The sequence below is a fragment of the Serratia sp. CY82433 genome, from assembly GCF_052166535.1.
GTDB classification, from domain to species: Bacteria; Pseudomonadota; Gammaproteobacteria; order Enterobacterales; family Enterobacteriaceae; genus Serratia; species Serratia sarumanii.
On the sequence record NZ_JBJNOR010000001.1, the window covers coordinates 2,087,217 to 2,106,572 of the forward strand.

The 19,356-nt window shown below is 57.4% G+C and carries 15 protein-coding genes; 2 read left to right on the forward strand and 13 right to left on the reverse strand.

Annotation, left to right across the window (positions count from 1 at the left end; all coding sequences use genetic code 11):
* Window positions 1–4 precede the first annotated feature (4 nt).
* The 12 genes from ACJ8PI_RS10165 to ACJ8PI_RS10220 all read right to left on the reverse strand — a co-directional run bounded on the left by ACJ8PI_RS10165 (window position 5) and on the right by ACJ8PI_RS10220 (window position 14,834).
* Complete coding sequence (locus tag ACJ8PI_RS10165) at window positions 5–748, reverse strand: glycosyltransferase family 2 protein (protein ID WP_033634927.1); 744 nt, start codon at window positions 746–748, stop codon at window positions 5–7.
* Between the two features lie 7 nt (window positions 749–755).
* A complete protein-coding gene (locus tag ACJ8PI_RS10170) occupies window positions 756–1,811 on the reverse strand; it encodes a glycosyltransferase family 4 protein (protein WP_049234807.1) in 1,056 nt (351 codons plus the stop codon).
* Window position 1,812: 1 nt separating this feature from the next.
* Window positions 1,813–2,718: a glycosyltransferase family 2 protein gene (locus tag ACJ8PI_RS10175; protein WP_033647723.1), complete on the reverse strand. Its 906-nt coding sequence runs from the start codon at window positions 2,716–2,718 to the stop codon at window positions 1,813–1,815.
* Between the two features lie 3 nt (window positions 2,719–2,721).
* On the reverse strand, window positions 2,722–3,876 hold the full coding sequence (locus ACJ8PI_RS10180; RefSeq protein WP_033647724.1) for a hypothetical protein: 1,155 nt from the start codon (window positions 3,874–3,876) through the stop codon (window positions 2,722–2,724).
* Between the two features lie 6 nt (window positions 3,877–3,882).
* Window positions 3,883–4,731, reverse strand: coding sequence for an ATP-grasp fold amidoligase family protein (locus ACJ8PI_RS10185; RefSeq protein ID WP_033647726.1), 849 nt, complete (start codon window positions 4,729–4,731; stop codon window positions 3,883–3,885).
* Window positions 4,712–6,010, reverse strand: coding sequence for a flippase (locus ACJ8PI_RS10190; protein WP_164134356.1), 1,299 nt, complete (start codon window positions 6,008–6,010; stop codon window positions 4,712–4,714). Before ACJ8PI_RS10190 ends, ACJ8PI_RS10185 begins: the two co-directional genes overlap by 20 nt.
* Window positions 6,011–6,014: 4 nt before the next feature.
* Window positions 6,015–8,195, reverse strand: coding sequence for a polysaccharide biosynthesis tyrosine autokinase (locus tag ACJ8PI_RS10195; RefSeq protein ID WP_164134355.1), 2,181 nt, complete (start codon window positions 8,193–8,195; stop codon window positions 6,015–6,017).
* A gap of 27 nt (window positions 8,196–8,222) precedes the next feature.
* Window positions 8,223–9,356 (reverse strand): polysaccharide export protein, encoded by a 1,134-nt coding sequence (locus ACJ8PI_RS10200; protein ID WP_164134354.1) that lies wholly within the window; start codon window positions 9,354–9,356, stop codon window positions 8,223–8,225.
* 45 nt (window positions 9,357–9,401) lie between these two features.
* On the reverse strand, window positions 9,402–10,451 hold the full coding sequence (wecA, locus tag ACJ8PI_RS10205; RefSeq protein ID WP_033647732.1) for a UDP-N-acetylglucosamine--undecaprenyl-phosphate N-acetylglucosaminephosphotransferase: 1,050 nt from the start codon (window positions 10,449–10,451) through the stop codon (window positions 9,402–9,404).
* Between the two features lie 174 nt (window positions 10,452–10,625).
* Complete coding sequence (locus ACJ8PI_RS10210) at window positions 10,626–11,588, reverse strand: NAD-dependent epimerase/dehydratase family protein (protein WP_033634936.1); 963 nt, start codon at window positions 11,586–11,588, stop codon at window positions 10,626–10,628.
* A gap of 180 nt (window positions 11,589–11,768) precedes the next feature.
* Complete coding sequence (locus ACJ8PI_RS10215) at window positions 11,769–12,668, reverse strand: winged helix-turn-helix domain-containing protein (protein WP_039565575.1); 900 nt, start codon at window positions 12,666–12,668, stop codon at window positions 11,769–11,771.
* Window positions 12,669–13,439: 771 nt separating this feature from the next.
* Entirely contained in the window at window positions 13,440–14,834 is a 1,395-nt protein-coding gene (locus ACJ8PI_RS10220; protein ID WP_033653665.1) for a NarK family nitrate/nitrite MFS transporter, read from the reverse strand.
* A gap of 351 nt (window positions 14,835–15,185) precedes the next feature.
* Between ACJ8PI_RS10220 and narX the strand changes: the two genes are divergently transcribed.
* Together narX and narL are read left to right on the forward strand one after the other, a co-directional pair.
* Complete coding sequence (gene narX / locus ACJ8PI_RS10225; protein WP_033647735.1) at window positions 15,186–16,970, forward strand: nitrate/nitrite two-component system sensor histidine kinase NarX; 1,785 nt, start codon at window positions 15,186–15,188, stop codon at window positions 16,968–16,970.
* 10 nt (window positions 16,971–16,980) lie between these two features.
* On the forward strand, window positions 16,981–17,631 hold the full coding sequence (narL, locus tag ACJ8PI_RS10230) for a two-component system response regulator NarL (RefSeq protein ID WP_016927346.1): 651 nt from the start codon (window positions 16,981–16,983) through the stop codon (window positions 17,629–17,631).
* On the opposite strand, the gene ACJ8PI_RS10235 is transcribed toward narL, so the two are convergent.
* Window positions 17,628–19,139 (reverse strand): YchO/YchP family invasin, encoded by a 1,512-nt coding sequence (locus ACJ8PI_RS10235; protein ID WP_080377032.1) that lies wholly within the window; start codon window positions 19,137–19,139, stop codon window positions 17,628–17,630. The genes narL and ACJ8PI_RS10235 overlap by 4 nt on opposite strands.
* Window positions 19,140–19,356 lie beyond the last annotated feature (217 nt).

Genomic DNA, 19,356 nt, shown 5'->3' on the forward strand with positions numbered 1-19,356 from the left:
ATGGTCATTTCCTTTTCACCACGGCATTGAACAGATAGGTGGCGAACAGATAACAGGATTTCTGATAAGACAGCCCCAAATGCTGACGGTAAATCCGCCATTGCCAGTCAGCGGCGCGGATTTTGTTGCCCGACAGCGAATGGGTAGACAATCGGTAACAGGCCAGCGGTTCAGGAATGCAGTAGGCCAGGCCGTTACGCGCCTTCTGCAGCACCGCCAGCCACATCAAATAGTCCTCATGACCCACTTTTTGCTGATACACCTTGCCGATGCGCTTTTGGTTGTAGATGCCGGTGAGATTGCCGATCCAGTTGCTTTTCAACATGTCCTGATAGCCGATAAGCTCTTCCGCGCCACGGGTGTTTTTGATCAATTTCAGGTCGTCTTCGAAGGTGTAGTAATGGGAACACACCACGTCGTAGCGGCGGGTTTGCAAAATGCTCGCCTGGCGCGACAGCTTGTTGGGGAGCCATACGTCATCGCTGTCGCAGAAGGCGATATAGTCGCCGTTCGCCGCCTCAATGCCGATGTTGCGCGTTTCCGCCACGCCCTGATTATGCTCATTGCGTATATAGGTGAGGCGATCGTGGATAAACGGCCGCACCACCTCGGCAGTATCGTCGGTGGACGCATCATCGATCACATACAGGTGATAATCGGTAAATCGCTGGTTCAGCACGCCTAGAATCGACTCTTTGATAGAGTTCGCGGCATTGTAGGCCGGCATGATTACGGATATCTTTTCCATTTTGTCCTCACTCGGTGAGCTGTTGCCACTGGGGATAAATACGTTCGGGAGAAAAACGGCGAGACTTCTCTAACGCGGCGACAGAAAAGTGCTCGCGCAAACCCGGATCGAGCATCAGTTTGATCACCCCTTCGCTGAAGGCGGCGGCGTCGTCATCGGGCACCAGATAGCCGTTGACGCCGTCGTCTATCAACTCGGCCGGGCCGGTCTTGCAGTCGTAGGCCACCAGCGGCAGGCCGAAACTCATGGCTTCGATCAGCACCATCGGCAATCCCTCATAGCGAGAGGTCATCAAATACAGGCTGGCCTGGCGATAATAGTCCGCCACGTCGGCGGTGGCCGGCAGCAGACTCACCTGCCGCGCCAGCCCGGCGTCTTCAATCTGCCGCCGCAGCGCATCGCGCTCCGGGCCGTCGCCAATAATCAGCAGCCGCCAATCCGGCACCTGCGCCGCCACCCCTCGCCACAGCGCGATCAGACGATCGAAGCCCTTCTGATTGCTCAAGCGCCCCACCGCCAGCGCCACCTTTTGCTGCAGCGCCGGCGCCGGCGCCTGTGCGCGGAACGGCGAAACGTTCTCGATCACCCGACATTTCCCGGCCCCCACCCAGCGAGCGATGGCGTCGCTATCTTGCCGCGTCAGGAAAATCACGCGATCGCTCAGCCGGTAAACCAGCAACTTCAGCCACTTAAATACGCGCGGATACTGGTGAAAGCTGACGTGCTCACTCAACAGCAGCCGGCTGCGGGCACAGAACAAACGCAGGAAAGGCGTCATCACCACCGACAGTTTCCCCATGGAAACGGTAATGATCACGTCCGCGCGTTCACGCCGCAGCGCGAACGCCAGCCGCCACGGCCAGAACAGCGAATCGCCACCGCCGCAGCGCAACCGGACGTCGCTCGCCAGCGGAAAGAAGCTCCGCTCGCCAAACAGCGAAAACACCGCGACCTCGTAACCCGGCAAACGTGCCAGCGCATTGGCCAAACCGCTGGCGACCCGTTCAGTACCGCCCTTGCCCGCCATATTTTCGATAACGATGATTATCTTGCGTGGTTGCATGTCATCTCCTGAATCCCTGGCGCACGTTGCGCAGCAGCCGGCCGCCAACCGAGAACAACCCCAACCGCGCCAGACAATCGCCATACCATTTGATCATCTTGAACTTGCCGCTCAGGCTGTGCCGCACGATGCGCGACGAGTAATAATTGAACGCCTGGGCGTTTTCCGAATACAGCGAGGCCAGCAGATGCTTACAGGCGAATCCGCTGATATGGCGATCGCTGGGGCTGAGGAAGGTATTGATAAAGCGGTCGCTGGCCTCCAGATTAAGCTTCGCCGTCATGCGCCCATAGCGCCCCACGTCGAGAAACACCCCGCCGCCGGCGTCATGCGCCACTTGCGCGCCCAAATTGGTGGCGTTGACCAGAAAACCCCAATCCTGATGCTTGTTGAGAAACTCGGGAAATAAAAAGCGGCGATCGCTTTTTTTACGCATGCTGATGGTGGATGACCGAATATCGCCCATTTCCAGAAAAAGAAAATCTTCGCCGGAAGAACCGGATTTGTAGTGGAAGTTGAAGTCGCGTACCGAATCGCCGCTCACCTCCGCATAGTTGCCGAAGATAATGTCAATCTGGCGATCTTCATGCTTCTTCATACGGCGAATAATATAGTTGGTCGTGAAGTAATCATCGGAGTCGAGGAAAAACACGATCTCCGATTGCGCTAACTTGGTGCCTAAGTTGCGCGATACCGCCGCATTGCTCTTCTGTTTTTTCTCATGCAGCATCACATTGCTATTGGTCGCCGCTATCTGGCGGATAGATTTGATATCATCCTCGTCAGAGCAATCATCAACCAAAATCACCTGATAGTCGAACCCTTGGCAAGCGTTGAAAATTCGCTTCAGCGTTTTAGGCAGGTAGCGCGAACTATTATAAATAGGGATCACGATAGAGAAATCCATTTCTTAACCCTCCAGCTTAGAATTTATTATTTCTTTTCCACGGCAAAGCAACAATAACGACACGTTAAATACCGGGACCAAAAAATAGGTTTCCGTCAAGGTTGTTAACAGGAAAACCACCACCACCCAGCGCATGAATCGACTCAGCCTGCGCATATTGCCCAACAAGTGAAAATAACAAAAAAGCATGACGACAGAGGCGATGCCACCGGCCGAATAAAACATGGCGATGAAGAAGAAATCGACTGGCTTATACGGCTCTATATTCATGCCGAACAGCGGATTGGGTAGCCCCACCGCCTGAAACATCTGCCAGGAGAACCAGATCCGGCCGGTCAGCGCCTGGTTCAAGAGCACGTCCAATGCCGGATTGTTCCCCCAGCGTATAACGCTGGCGAATTGAAAGCCTACAATGACCAACGTCAGCGCGATGCAGACTTTTCTGTTGGGGGCGACACGCAGCAGCGGCGCCAGCCAAAACAGCAGCAGCATCAACAACGCCAGCATAAAACAGGTGCGAGAATAGGAATACATCAGCACCGGGAGAATTAACGCCGATACCGCCAACGAAGCGATATTTTTCATTCCACGCGTTAATTTCGCATGGTCGATCAGGCACAGCAGTGTGGCGAACAAGGCAAAAGAATAATACGCCAGGGTATTCGGGTTATCGAACCCCAGCGTTAATCTGTTGCCATAACGTTCATCAAGGTAAACAAACCCATCAGTGTAAAAGGTATAGGGAATAACCACCAGCAACCCTGCCACCACAAAGGTGATGGCAAACATTTCAGCGCCACGCCCCATTTCGATACGACGAAATAAAATTATCACCGCCGTGCTGAATACCGCACCAAACAGATAATCACCATGCCCGGTGGCAATATTCATAAGAAACAGCAGAACCAAAAAACCCGCAACCGCCTTTTCCGCCAGCGTAGCGATAAAAAATGCATAACCGACATAGAGCAACATCAGGCCATTCAGCCCCAGCACGGCTTTATTAATCAGCTCGCTGTTGAACGATCCCGAGGTCAGGAAGGTTTTCACGAAAAACATCAGCAGGAAGGTCAATACGATGGATTGATTGATCAAATCCCGCGACTGATTATAACCGGCATTGGCATGCATTTGAAAATTGGAGGCGACTCTTTGCATAAGCGTTTACTCAGTAAAATAACTGCCCCATTCCTGCTCAATGTTTTTCGGCATCAGCTTGCTTAGCCCCGCGCCAGGCGTAAACGTCAACTCACCGAAATACACCTTCTCGCCGACCTGGTAGAAATCCACGCGCACATAAGAGAACTGCTGCGCCGTCTGGCGAGCCAAACGTATCATTTCATCCAGCCGCGTAGGGCGCGGCATCGGTTCGTCGGCATTGGGCAAGCTGATGCGGATTTCGGTGCGGTTCCAGTCGACATCAAAAATATCGCGCCGATGGGTGCCGAAGCGCTGATAATCCACCTGGATGAACATGCGAATTTCATGATTGTCGTTGAAACAATGAAACTTGATATCGTTCGGCACCTGTTCGCCATCCAGCAACATGCGCTCCACCATGATGCAGGGTTCGATATCCAGATAATGCTTTTCGCGACTCTGCTCATAAAAGTTGCTGCGCATCCACGCGTTGCTGAGATCGTACAACTCCGCGTAGCTAACCTGCCGCTTGTCGAACACCAACCGGTTATAACCGCTGCCGTGGTTGGCCTTCAGCACAAAGGCGTTGGGCAATTGCCTGAACATGTCGTAGCTGAGTTCAGTGCCATGCGCATACAGCTCCACCAGGTACTCCTCGCCCCACAGACCGGCGATAAATTCACGTACCTTGAACTTGTCCGACAAGGTGGTGTAGATGCTGCGCGGGTAAATTTTGCGGCGCATGATCTTTTCGCTGAAGCCGGTCGGTTTTGACAGGTGCGGCAGCTTCTTGAAATAGAGCGCGTATTTAACCTGATGGTGCCAGGCATCGGGCAGGCGCTTGGAAATGTTTTTAACCAGGATGTTTAACATGCTCTCTCCTTAATTTGCTGACAAGACGCGGCAGGCAGTAAAAACAGGTCAGCTGCAGTCGGGTAATTTTTCCGCCACGGAATAAACTGTTCAGCACGAAGAACGAAATGAATTCCGCCAGCAGCGTAGACACCGCCGCGCCGATCAGGCCATAGCGCGGGATCAGCAGCAGATTCATCACCACGTTCGCCATAGCCACCAACGGCATCTTGATGGCGATAAAGCGATAGCCGGCGAACAGCACGATGCTGCGGTACGAAACCGTCCCCATGACCGAAAACAGCGAGGTCAGCGTACAAATAGCCAGGATGCTGGCGGCCGGTTGGAAAGCGGCGCCGTACAGCAGCGCAATGGCCGGGTGGGCGAACCACCACAGGCCCAGCAACACCGGCAACGACAGGCCCAGGACCACCAGATAAAGCACCCGGATACGGTACTCCTGCTCCAACGGATCGCGGCAGCTGGCAATGCCCGGCATCAACGAGGTGATCAGCGCCATCGGCACGAAAACCCAGCCTTGGCTAAGGGTGGTGGCGGCGCTGAACCAGCCTACCGCCTGCTCGCCGACCAGATTGCCCAGCATGATTTGATCGATGCGGGTATAGATCACTATCGACAGGCTGGAGATGGCCAACGGCAGCCCCACCTTTAGCAAGTAACGGCCGTAGCGCCTGGCCTGGCGCGGCGTAACCCGCGGCGAGGCCGCAGCTTCCCCACGGAATAACCAGAGGCGCACCAGGTAAGGCACGGCGCTGCTGAGGATGTAGGGTACCGCGAACCACACCAGCGGCAGCGCGGCGCTCACCAGCGCCAGCCGCAGCCCGATAGACAGCAGCAGCGCCAGGTTGTTGATCAGCGTATTGCGTTTCGACTGCAGGCGGGCATCGTAATAAATCTTGTACACGTCCTGAATCGAGAAATAGGCGCTGACAAGCAGCAACAGCGTCATCAGTTGGCTGGCGGGCGTTTGGCTGAAATAGCTCCATATCAGTATCGGCAGCGCCACCACCAGGAACAGCCGGCGGCGCAGGCGTATTGACGCCAGCATCAGGCGAATGCCGCTCGGCTGTCGGCGGGCGACGCGGTTGAAAATGATGCTGTCGGCGCCCAACTGCACCAGTGGCACCACGATGGCGATCGTCGCCAACAGATAGTTGAGCGCGCCAAACTGCGCGGGCCCCAGATAGCGCGCAACGTAAATGGAGACGAAGATGCCGGACAGGCTGAGCGAAACGCGTTCGAGCATCAGCCACAGGGCATTGGTGATAATGGCCTTCACCCGCTTACTCCCCTGCCTGCGGGCGTTCTTCCCGATGGCTTGGGTAGGCGAAGTTGTAATAGCTCATGTCGGTTGCCGCCTTCTTCACCATGCCGTTGAGGATCACGCCCTTGATCGTCACCCCATTCTGTTCGAAGCGGCGCATGCTGGTTTCGATCTGCTTGACGGTATTCACCTCAAAGCGCACCACCAGCAGCGAGGTGCCCGCGTGATTGCCGACGATCGCCGCGTCCGTCACCGCCAGAATCGGCGGCGTGTCGATCAGCACCAGATCGTAGTTTTGCCCGGCCCAGCGCAGAAAATCGGCGAAACGACGGTGCATCAGCAGTTCGGACGGGTTCGGCGGCACCTGGCCGCGCGGCACGAAGTCCAGGTTGGCGATGGCGGTTTTCCGCACCGCCTGTTCCGCCGTCACGTTGCCCACCAGCATGTCGGACAGGCCCTGATGCCCATCATCCGCCAACCAGCGGTGCAGGAAGCCTTTGCGCATATCGGCGTCGATCAACAGCACCCGCTGCCCGGCCTGCGCCACCACCACCGCCAGGTTGGTGCTGGTAAAGCTCTTGCCGCTTTCCGGGCTGGCGCCGGAGACCATCAGAATGTTGTTTTTGGCCTCCATCATGGCGAAATGCAGGCTGGTGCGCAGGCTGCGGATCGCTTCCACCGACAGATCCGTCGGTTCGGCCACCGCCAGGATCGGCAAGCGCCGGCCGCCGGATTTGGGCAGCAAATGACGCTGCTCGCGGTTGCGCTTGACCTGCCACGGCGACAGCGGCACCGTGGCGTAGACGTTGATGCCCCGCTTCTCCAGGGTATCGATATCATTGATGCCGCGATGGAAAGCCGCGCGCAGCAGCACCACCGAGGCGGCGCCTCCCGCCCCCAGCAGCAGCGCCAACAAGACGATCAGCATCTTCTGCGGCTTAATCGGCCGGATAGCGGTTTCCGCTTCGTCGATGATGCGAACGTTGCCCACCGTGCCGGCCTTGCTGATGCTCAGCTCCTGCTGCTTGTTCATCAGCTGCATGTAAACCTGCTGATCCACCTGCACGTCTCGGGTGAGGCGCAGGATCTCCTGCTGCATTTTCGGCAGCGTCTGCACCTGTTTACCCAGCCGCGCCTTTTCCGCCTCCAGCGTGGCGCGCTTTTCCAGCAGCGCCCGGTAAGCCGGGTGCGCGCGGGTATAGAGTTTGGAGATCTCCGCTTCCTTGAAGGTCAGCTCATTGAGCTGGGCTTCGAGCTGCACCTGAGTATCCAGCACCGATTTGGCTTCCAGCGACAGATCCACCGAGTCGTTTTGCTGGCGGAACTGATTGAGCTGGGTTTCGGCATTGTTCAACGAGGTTTGCGTTTGCGGCAATTGCTCTTGCAGGAACGCCAGCATGCGCTGCGCCTCTTCCGTTTTGCGGTCCACGTTCTGTTGCAGGTAGTTGTCGGTGATGTTCTTCAGCATCGCCTCGGCGCTCTGCGGATCTTCGCTCGGCAGCGTAAAGGCCATGATGCCGCTGTCCTTGCCGCCCGGTACCACGTCCAGGTATTTGCGCAGATCGTCCACCGCTTCTTGACGCGCGACTTTGACCACGGTAAAGCTGGTGCCCGGCGCCGCGTCCAGCGCCGAGACGGTCATGTTCCAACCGCCCTGCGCCACCGGCTGCCCGACCACGCCGCTGAACAGTTTGTCGCCGTCATGGCTCAATTCGTAATGCTGCCCGTCGCGCACCGTCAGCGTCAGCGCTTCGCCCTGCATGTCCGCCGGCGTCGTCAGCGTGGTGATGTTCAGCACCGGCGGCTTTTCACCGCTCAACCGGGCAAGGCCTTTGCCGAACACCGGGAAATAGTCCGGGCTGACGCGCACCGTCAGGCCGAGGGCGTCCACCGTTTTGCCGAGCACGTAGCGTGACTTGGCCAGCGTCACCTCATCCTGCGTCGCCGAGCTTTGCCCCATCGTGCTGTCCAGCGTTTCACGCAGCAGCGAATCGCCGGACAGCTGCTTCTCCACCTGCACCACCGCCGTGGCCTGATACACCGGGGTGGCCAACAGGGCGTAGGCGACGCCCAGCACGCCGGCCAAACCGGTCACGACGGCGATCCGCCAACGGTTATCCCACAGCGGCCCGATCAGTCGCTCCCACTCCAGCTTTTCATCTTGTTCGGCCACCATCACGGACAGCGCATTGTTTTTCATCTTCTGTTCCTTATTCACCCTGCGGAGTTACCAGTTGCGCACGCGCAAGGTAGCCTCGCTGAGATCGTTAAAGCTGCTGATGGTCGGCACCAGCTGGCTGATCAAACGGTTCCAGCGCGCGATCGGCGCCGCAGTGACGTACACGACGTCGTAAGGTTGCAGCTGAAATTCAGCGCCCATCGCCAGCGCGCTGGCGTCGGAGAGATCGAACTGATACAGCGTCGCCAGCCGCTGCGGCGTTTTACCGCCGTTCGGCCGGATCACGAACACCCCGGTCGCATCCGCCACCGTCTGGCTGATCCCTTCGGAAGATCCGAGGGCTTCGGTCAGGGTCATGCCGCTGCGATCCATCTTCAGCGTCGCTTGCTTGCCCACCTCGCCCATCACGAACACTTTCAATTCGTCATTGCGCGGGATGTAGAGGATGTCGCCCGGCTGCAGCAGCGCGTTCTGGCTGATGTCGCCACGCTGCATCAGCGCCTGCAGCGAAATAGCCCGCTCTTTGCCCTGATGGGTCAGCACCACGTTGCGCCAGTCGGCGTTGTCCGTCAGGCCGCCGGCGGCGTTGATCGCGTCCAGAATGGTCAACGGCACGTTGGTGATCGCCTGTTGGCCGGAGGTTTTCACTTCGCCGGTCACGTAGGCCTTCTGCGAACGAAAAGCGGCGATGCTGACGTCCACCTGCGGGCTTTCCACGTACTGCGCCAGACGGCCGGCGATCAGGCTGCGCACTTCGGTGACGGTCTTGCCCACCACCGCCACTCGCCCGATATAGGGATAAAAGATCGTGCCATCTGCATGCACCCAGTTGCCGGTATCGCTGGCGCTGCGGTACTGCCCGGCCGGCGTGGTCAACTCGGGGTGATCCCAGACGGTGACGTTCAACACGTCGCCGACGCCGATGCGGTATTGATAGTTCTGCAACCGCTGATCCAGCGCCGGATTCGGCCGGGCGACCGGTTCTACGCGCCGCATTTTCTGCAGCAGCATCGGCGACATGCGGTAAACCTGCACCTGGTCATTCAAATCGAAATCGTCATCCTGCTGCACGACGATGGCTTTTCCGCTGGTCGGTAAATGTGAGCCGGGGACCACCGTACACCCGCTCAACAACGCGGAGGTGAAGGCCAACGGCATCAAAAGAGGCAAATGAAAATTCATGGAAGTACCGTGATAAGCGGGCTGCTGCCGCAGCCCGTGAGGGGATTAACGGCCGACGGTCGGATTATCGCTGAACACCGTCGCCTGACGCGGTTCGCGCAACATGGCGAAATAACCGCAGAAACAAAACAGAAACGCCACCAGCATCAGGCTTTCCTGCAGCTGCAGCACTTCGCTGCAAATGCCGACGCAGGCCAGCGTCACCGCCAGCATGGTGCTCATCGCCAGCGCCTGGCGCGCATTGAGCCCGCGACGCATCAGAATGTGGTGCAAATGATCGCGGCCCGCTTTGAAGGGGCTTTGGCGGCGCAACAGGCGGCGCACCATCACGGTCACCATGTCCATCAGCGGAATGGCGATCAGCCACAGCGCGGTGACCGGGCGCATTACCGCCTGCGGCCCCTGAGTCGCCAGCAACACCAGCCACAGCACGCTGAAGCCGATCACCATGCTGCCGGCGTCCCCCATAAAGATCTTGTTGCGCGCGCCGAACAGGCTCAGGTTGAACAGCAGATAAGCCGCCAGCGCGGCGATCAGGCCCAGGCACCACAGCGCCAGATCTTCCCGGCCGCCCAATCCGAACACGATGGCCAATGCAACGAAGGTAACGCAGGACAAGGCGCCCAGTTGCCCGTCGATGCCATCCACCATGTTGTAGGCGTTGATCGCTCCCCATACCGCCAGCGGCGTGAGCAGCAACGCGCCATAGCCGAGCATCACTTCCTGATGCCCCCAGACATAGCCCAATGAGGAAAGCTGCATCCCTGCCGCCAGCATCATCGCCAGCGCGATCCCTCCCTGCACCATGACGCGCGGCGCCACGGGCAGATCAAAGCGGTCATCCAGCACGCCCAATACCACCAGCGCCGTAATGCACAGCAGATAGACGGTGCTGTCGGGCAGCCAGGCGGGTTGCCACAGCGTCATCAGCATCAGCGTCAGGTATACGGCGATGCCGCCGACCAGCGGAATATGTCCCAGATGTTGCTTGCGCGCATTGGGCTTATCCACCAATCCCACCGTCAAGGCGGCCCGGCGGGCAATAAGCACCCAGGCGACCGCCAGCACAAATATCACGCTCAGTTGATATAACATCGTTCCTCCAGCGAATAAGCACGCTACCGCCCTTGAGTTACAGCTCCCAATGCGCTATTAACAAAAACAAAATTGATCCGGCCAGGATATAAGTCAGCATGAGTTAATCCTGAAAAATACAGATTTATCCGCTTGTCGGCGGAAATACGTAAATAACGTCAGCGTGCGGTTAAGTTATCTATCAGAAAACTCATGTTTAATGGTTCTTTCGATTGCCGAATCAAGTTCAACCGGCGCCACGAAATTATTTTGCACATTACTTTTAAATTGCGTTCTGGCGCAGAATTTCTGCACTCTGACGCGGCTGATTGGGAATTTTTTACGACTTATTTTACTCACGACATCCAATGCGGTCGCCCCGCATATGCCCACCACATAAGGAATGCGAATCGTCTTATTTTCTCTGCCCAGCGAGGAGGAAATAACGTCGACCAATTGATTCATCGTAAAGTCCGGTTTATCGACGTAGTTGCTGACCTGATAACTTGATTGCTGGTCCAACGCATGTTCCAGCCGCGCGGCAATATTCTCAACGTAAGCCATCGACTTCATATTATTGCCGCTGCCAATCATCACGAATCGGCCGCTGGCGATCTGGCGGAACAGGTTATACACATTGCCGCGATTGCCTTCACCGAATACCACCGTCGGGCGGATGATGGTCAATTTGTTTGCGCTATCCGCCTTGCGCCACGCTTCATAAACGTATTCCGCTTCGAGCTTGGACTTGCCGTAATGGTTGAAGGGATCGAAACGTCCCCCTTCATCGGTTTCCTGCTCGACGAACCCGTAAACGGCCACCGAGGAAGTGAAAATGATTTGGCGGATATTCAAGGCGGAGGCGGTCATGCAGACATGGCGTGCGCCTTCGACATTGACCTGATAATAGAGCGAAATAGGATCGACGTTGTCCTGATGCTCCGCCGCCAGATTAATGATGGCGTCACAGCCCGCCAGCGGTTCTTGCAGGGTCTGGGGCTGTGTCACGTCGCCATATTGATAGAGCGCCGGAAAATGCGCGCTGGGTTGCTTGTCAACGATGACCAACGTCAGATCATCGCGCGCACTGAGACGTTTTGCCAGGCGTGTTCCGATAAAACCGGAACCCCCGATAATAGCTACTTTACGCTTATCCATAATTTGTCACTCAGCAGGTTCTCATTATTCCTGTCACCTCGATGGAAACAGGACGCTAATATGCGTTAGGTAATGAGTTCCAGACTGGACAAATCGAACCTGGCTTTCAAATAACAAATAATGAAATAAAAGATTTCATCAAATGTAAAATTATCGCTAAAGATAAAACCTCATTCAGCGCTAATTTTTAACATCGTAAGCAACTTGATATTGCAAGGTTTTGTTCGGCAATATGAGATTAATCCGACCTTTACCCGGCGTAGAAGAAGTCTCATATTTTACCGGCAACTTAAGCTGCCCTTGCTTGGGGTCGACACATTCGATGGTCGCCTGCTCCATGCTCTCGCCCTGGTACAGGCAGAGCAGGGTTTGCGGGCTGTTGGTATGGGGATTATTCAGCGTCAGCGTCAACACCACGCGCGTGTTGTTCTGAATATCATTGATCACCGGTGGACGAGTTTGGTTGCCGAGCACATATGAAAAATGTGAAATAACCAGCAACGAAGCGAATACCGTCAGGTATTTCACTACGCGGCTGGCGGGCATGCTGAAAAAGCGCCGCACCGTCGTCGACTTTTTTTCACGCGTGGGTTCGTGGGCTGACTCTACCGTTGCAACAGGCGCAGCAACCAGCGTCGATTTACGCGGCTTATCTATTTTTTCATCGTTTATTTCAGACGACTCACTTTCATTTTCAGAAAGTTCCGCTTGAATATCAACGCCAATATTTTCATCGCCATTTAATATATCATCATCAGCGTAGCCCTCATCCTCGGATATAAAGTGAAAAGCCGCTTGATTTTCCACCTTGTAACCCAAACGGGGAATGGTTCTGATAAGCGTATGTTCCGTGTCGCTAATTTTTTGGCGAATAGATTTAATTGTTTGATTTATCGTTGAATCTGAGCAGTAAGTTCCTTTCCAGATATTTTCTATAATTTCCGTTCGGGTAACCAGCTCTGGCGATCTGGCGACAAGCAGCGAAAGAATTTGATACTCCTTCCAACGCAGACGAAATTTCTCCCCGGCAGGAGTCAGAACATCGAGATTCCTAATCTTTATTCTTTTATCAAGATTCACTTTTAGTTTCCTTAGCGTGCCTGTCCTGCACACTTTGTATAGAAATATCAAAAAATGTTCAAGAAATTAAATGTAAACTCAACAGGTTGCATTCATCGGATATTGGCCTTTATAAAAATTTTCTGATTTCATTTTTTACATTAGGCCTTATTAAGGATGTTCCGTTTACCCAAATGACTCTTTTTCCCTGCTGGCAACATGGATTTCTTTCATGGCTACCGTAAAATTCAAATGGTCACCTCATTGATTTAAAAAGGAAAAACTAGCGGTGTTGTTAGATTGTTAATCGAATAAAATTGTGAAATTTCATTCTTATCCGTGAATTCATTGTGTTTTTCCACCTAATCTGATTGTCAGATAGACTACAAAAAGCCGGAAAAAACAGAATGAGAGTTATCTGATTTAACCCCGTTACACATTCCACTCAGTGCGTGCAGCATCTATGACAAAACCCTATTACTGATTTTATAACAATCGCACTAATTATGCCTTACCGTCCCGAAAATTTCATTTAATCTGCGGAAAGATATTAACGCCTTAATGTAAGAATACTCTCAATAAAACGGAAAAAACGTACAAATAATATAATCCGTTTTGGCGAAAATATTCCCACATTGAGAGATAGTGCTATAAAAAAAGAAAAAAACGGCAAGCGGAGATGAGAATTTTACCTAAAGACAGAAAATTTCACTGAGGAGGTGAGGAGAGATGACTCGGAATGAGCGAAATATCCCTCCCCTGCCGGGAGGGATTGAGAAAGACGTTTGATACTCAGGCTTTTTTCTTGCGGCCATACACCGCCCAGGTGATCACCACGCACAAGATATAGAACACCAGGAATACTTTCATAGCCCCCGCCGGCGAACCGGTCAACGCCAGCGAGGTGCCGAATGCCTGGGGAATGAAGAAGCCGCCGGCGGCCCCGATCGCCGAGATAAAGCCCAATGCGGCGGCGGAGTCAGTCACCGCTTCACGCTGCGCGCTCTCGTCGCTGCCGCCGGCCGCTTTCACGCGATCGACAGTGATTTTACGGAAAATGACGGCGATCATTTGGAAAGTCGACCCGCTGCCCAGCCCCGCAGTGAGGAACAGCACCATAAAGATGCCGTAGAAGGCGATGAACGAACCGCCCTCACCCGCCGTCGGCAAGGTCAGGAACAGCAGCGCGGCGAATACGGCCATCACCACAAAGTTGATCAGCGTCACCCGCACGCCGCCGAAACGGTCAGACAGCGCGCCGCCGACCGGCCGCGCCAGCGCACCGAGGAACGGCCCGAAGAATGCGTAATGCAGGATCACGATGTCCGGGAATTGCGTCTTCGACAGCATGGCAAAACCGGCGGAGAAACCGATGAAAGAACCGAAGGTCGCGAGATACAGCAAACTCAGCATCCACAAATGCCCACGCTTGAGCACCGGCAGTTGCTGGCGCAGCGAGGCCTTGGCCGCCGCCAGATCGTTCATGCCGAACCAAGCCGCCAGGGTGGCAATCAGCAGGAAAGGCACCCAGACCCAGGCGGCGTTTTCCAGCCACAGCTGCCCCCCCTCCGCCTGATTTTGCGCCGTGCCGCCAAACAGGCCGAACAGGCTGAAAGAAATCGCCAGCGGCGCGACCAGCTGCATGACGCTGACGCCCAGATTTCCCAACCCGCCGTTGAGCCCTAACGCGCCGCCCTGGCGCGCTTTCGGGAAGAAGAAGCTGATGTTGGCCATGCTGGAGGCAAAGTTGGCGCCGGCGAAGCCGCACAGCAGGGAAATGATGACGAACACGCTGTACGGCGTGCTGCTGTCTTGCACCGCGAACCCCAGCCACAAGCACGGCACCAGCAGGAAGCAGGTGCTGATGGCGGTCCAGCGACGGCCGCCAAACAGCGGGATCACGAATGAATACGGCACGCGTAAAATAGCGCCCGACACCGACGGCAGCGCCGTCAGGAGGAACAGCTGGTCGGTGGTGAAGTTGAAGCCCACCTTGTTCAGGTTGACCGCGACGGCGCTGAACAGCATCCAGACGCAGAAGGCCAGCAGCAGGCAGGGAATGGAAATCCACAGGTTGCGGGTGGCGATGCGATGGCCACGCTGCTGCCAAAAGGCGCTGTCTTCAGGACGCCAGTCCTGAATCAGCGCACCGGTTTTCTTTGATGAAGGCGTTGCAAGTTGCGACATAAAAACCTCAGACACGGGGGATCATTCTGCACACCCTAGGGGGCGGCCCCGGCGGCAAAGTTGATGTATATCAACCCGAATGCAAGTAGTTGGCGGCGCAAATAGCGCCTTCATCCCCTTAGGGGTACGCCCCGAATAAAAATTAAATCACTTTAAATCAACGCATTATAAAACATCACGCCGCTACGCTCACCGCTGCGCCGTCCCGCCGGAAACTAATGGGTACTTCATTCGAGGTATGGGGTTATGCTCAGGGATAATCAAAAATACGGCTGAATCGTTACTTGTTTACCCCGTCGCCGCCTTCTCCCCCTGAGTTTCAGCGGCGCCAAATGCCAGGAACCCGCGCTTATGAAACGCCTGTTGGCCCCGCTTTCGATCGTGAATCAGGTCGCCCTGCTGATGTTGCTGTCGGGCATTCTGGGCGTGGCCGGCATGGGGATTTCCGCCTGGATGTCGCAAAGCATTCAGGGCAATGCGCACGCCATCAACAAGGCCGGCTCACTGCGTATGCAAAGCTACCGTCTGCTGGCGCAGGTGCCGCTGGATGAACGGCATGAAGCGTTGATTCGCGAACTGGAGCGCGACGAAAACAGCCCCGACCTGCAGCGCTCGGTGGAGCAGGAAGGGTTGACGCAACCTTTCGACGCCTTGCGCGACTACTGGCAACAGACCCTGCAACCACGCCTGCGCAGCGCGCAGCGGCCAGCCGACGCCGCGCCGCAGGTGGCGCACTTCGTGCAGCTGCTGGATAAGCTGGTGTCGGATATCGACAGGCAAACCGAGCGCCGCCTGCTGATGGTGACGCTGGTGCAGGCCGGCTTCATCGCGCTGACCCTGCTGCTGCTGATCGGCACCACCTGCTACCTGCGCCGCCGGTTGCTGCATCCGTGGCGACAGCTGGTGGAAATGGCGTTGGCGGTGGGCCGCGGCGATTTTAGCCGCCGCTTCGCGCAGCGCGGCCACCAGGATGAAATGGCGTCGCTCGGCGGCGCGTTGAACACCATGTCCGACGAACTGTCGGCCACCTACAGCGGGCTGGAGCAGCGCGTGGCCGAGAAGACCGCGGACCTGCAGCAAAAGAATCAGGTGCTGAGCTTCCTTTATCGCGCCAGCCGCCTGCTGCACGCCAGCGAGCCGCTGTGCAGCCGCCTGACGCCGCTGCTCAACCAGCTGCAAACCCTGACGCCGCTGCGCGCCATTCAGGTGCGACTGTATGAAAACGACAGCCGGGAACCGCTGCTGCAGCTGAGCGGCAACCAGCCGCTGCGGCCGGAGCATTGCCATAACCCGGTGTGCAGCGCCTGCCTGAACGACAGCGACCGCCAGCATCCCGACAATCCGTCGCTGAGCTGGAGCCTGAGCGACAAGCTCGGCGACTACGGCGTGATCGTGGCGCAGCATGCGCCGCAACAGCCGCTGAACGATGAGCACCGCCAGCTGATCAACACCCTGGTGGAGCAGCTGACCAGCGTGCTGGCCATCGAGCGTCAGGTCGACCATCAGCAGCAGCTGATGCTGATGGAAGAACGGGCAGCGATCGCCCGCGAGCTGCACGACTCCATCGCCCAATCGCTTTCTTGTCTGAAAATGCAAATCGCCTGCCTGCAGATGCAGGGCGAAACGCTCTCTTCCGCCAGCCAGGCGCTGGTGCAGCAGATGCGCGAAGAGCTGAACGGCGCTTATCGCCAGCTGCGCGAGCTGCTGACCACCTTCCGCCTGCAATTGACCGAACCGGGCCTGCTGGCGGCGCTGCAATCGACGGTGGCGGAGTTCAATCCCAAACTGGGCCTGACCATCAGCCTCGATTACCAACTGGGGCCACGCACGGTGCCGGCTTACCAGGCCATTCACCTGCTGCAGATCGCCCGCGAGGCGCTCAGCAACATCCTTAAGCATGCCGCCGCCAGCGAGGTGAGCATTCAGGTCATCAACAAGCGGGGCGAAGTGACCCTGAGCGTATGCGACAACGGACGCGGCCTGCCGGCCGAGACGTCTCGCCCCGACCATTACGGCTTGATCATCATGCGAGATCGCGCCAAGAGCCTGCATGGCCGCTGCGATATTTTACCGCGCAGCGGCGGCGGCACCGAGGTGCGGGTCAGCTTCACGCCGGATAACCACGCCATCGACTAACGGAGACACCATGACGACAGAAACCGCCGCCACAATCTTACTGATAGACGACCACCCGATGCTGCGCAACGGCGTAAAACAGCTGATTGGCATGGACGCCCGCCTGCAGGTCATCGCCGAAGCCAGCAACGGTGAACAAGGGGTCACGCTGGCGGAGCAGCACGATCCGGATCTGATCCTGCTCGACCTGAACATGCCCGGCATCAACGGGCTGGAAACGCTGGATCGCCTGCGCCAGACCGACCTGTCGGGGCGCGTCGTGGTGTTCAGCGTGTCCAACCATGAAGACGACGTCGTCAGCGCGCTCAAACGCGGCGCCGACGGCTATCTGTTGAAAGACATGGAGCCGGAGGATCTGCTGAAGGCGCTGCATCAGGCGGCGGCCGGGCAGATGGTGCTGAGCGAAACGCTGACGCCGATCCTCGCCGCCAGCCTGCGGGAAAACCGCCCCAGCGCCGATCGCGATATTCAGCAATTGACGCCGCGCGAGCGGGATATCCTGAAGCTGATCGCCCAGGGGCTGCCGAACAAGCTGATCGCCCGCCGCCTGACCATCACCGAGAGCACCGTCAAGGTGCACGTCAAACACCTGCTGAAAAAGATGAAGCTAAAATCCCGCGTCGAGGCCGCGGTGTGGGTGCTGCAGGGTAAAAACGGTTAATCGCCGCCGTACAGCGGCCCGGTTTGCGCCGGGATCGGCGGCGGCGTCAGGGTTTTGATCGGCAGCAGGCCCGCGTCATCGCCGGCGGTCGCCGTCAGCGGCGGCGCCACTTTCAGCTCTATCCAGTTGGAGGTCACGCGCTGCTGCTTTTCGTCCTCCAGCGTGACCGACAGCCGGTAGCTGTTGGCGGCGCCCGGCGCGTCGTCCCACGGCGGCACGATCGCCGTCCAGCCCTGCGGATCGTTGGCGTTGTGCGGCGGCGTCAGGCTCAGCGCCTGCGTATCCCCCTGCCAACTGACGTGAGCGATGCCGTTCAACGCCTTGATTTCCAGCACCAGCGGCACGGTTTCCCCTGCCTGCAGGCTCCACGGCGGCGTGGCCAGGAACACCTGCAGCGTTTTGCGCTGGCGGAATTCCAGCACCGGCACGTTCTTGCGTTCGATGGGATCGTAGCGGCTGCCGCGCAGCGACTTGGCCTGCGCCACATACTCCGGCGAAATCTGCTTCGCCAGCGGTACCCCGAGCCGATAGCTCAGCGCCAGTTCGACCTGATCCTGGCTCTGCCCGCCCGCGCCAATCTTATGCAGCGCCTTCATCGTCACCAGCGGCACCGGCGTGTAATTGAGCCCCAGCTGCATCGCGCGCGGATCGTTTTGTTTTTTGCCGCTGCCAAACAGATCGACATTATCGCCCAGATACTGCTCATAGCTGAGCGAACCGCCGATCTGGCGATAAAACGGCAGATAGCCTTGCGTCGTGATGTCGTAACCGCGCGCCGGACGGCTGAAAAACACGCCATCGCCGGGCTGTTGCGCCAGCGCCGACAGCGGGTAGTAATAGTTGGTGGAGAAACGCAGGTAGTCTCCCCAGGCTTCCGCGCCGACGCTGCCGCGATTGCGCTGCCGGGCGAAATCGCTGTCGAGCGCCGTGTTGTAACCCAGCAGCCAGTCGCCGACGATCCAGCGCTGCCCCAGCGCAAAATTGCCGAGCGCCCCGGCGCTTTGCTGCAGCCAGCCGATCTGGCTGTAGGTCAGCAATCCGTCGACGTCGTACAGCGGGCTGAATAACTGCCCGTTGCTGCCGGTAAAGTCCCCCTCACCGGTCATCTTCAGCGATAGCCGGGCGGTGCCCAGCGGCGACAACAGCTCCTGCGCCTGTTGCTGCAGCGTGTCGGCCGCCTGGCCGAGCAGGTAATCCTCGGCGCGGCTGCGCATCTGCTGACGGGAAACGTTATTCAGATCTTTTTCGCCAAACTGCTTGGCCATCTCGGCCCACTGCTTCTCGCGCGCGGCATCGTCGGGCGCACCGCCCAGCTCCGGCAAACTCTCGGCCGGATCCGCGGCTTGCCGTTCGGAAGAAATAACGGCGTCCGGCGCCGGCGGGGATTCAGCGCACACGGGCGCCGCGCCGGCCAGCCACACCAGCGGCCCGGCCAGCCAGGCCGCCCGGCGGCGGCGCCAGAGTCGTTTTTTGATTTTGATGAGTCCTGCCTGAATTTCGTCTTTCATGACACCGTTGGCCTCCCTCCCTCCTGGAGCATGCCAACCCACTGCTTTGCTGCCGCCTTTCCCGCGGCAGATCTGAAAAACCTTACGTCCCGGCCTGTCGGGGCGCCTCTCCCTTAAAGCCTAACGGCTTGACGAGCAGAAACAATAGGATAAACCCCAATCACCTCTCAGTGACGCCGTCACTTACGCCATTGGCCGCTCCATTCCGGCCGCCAGG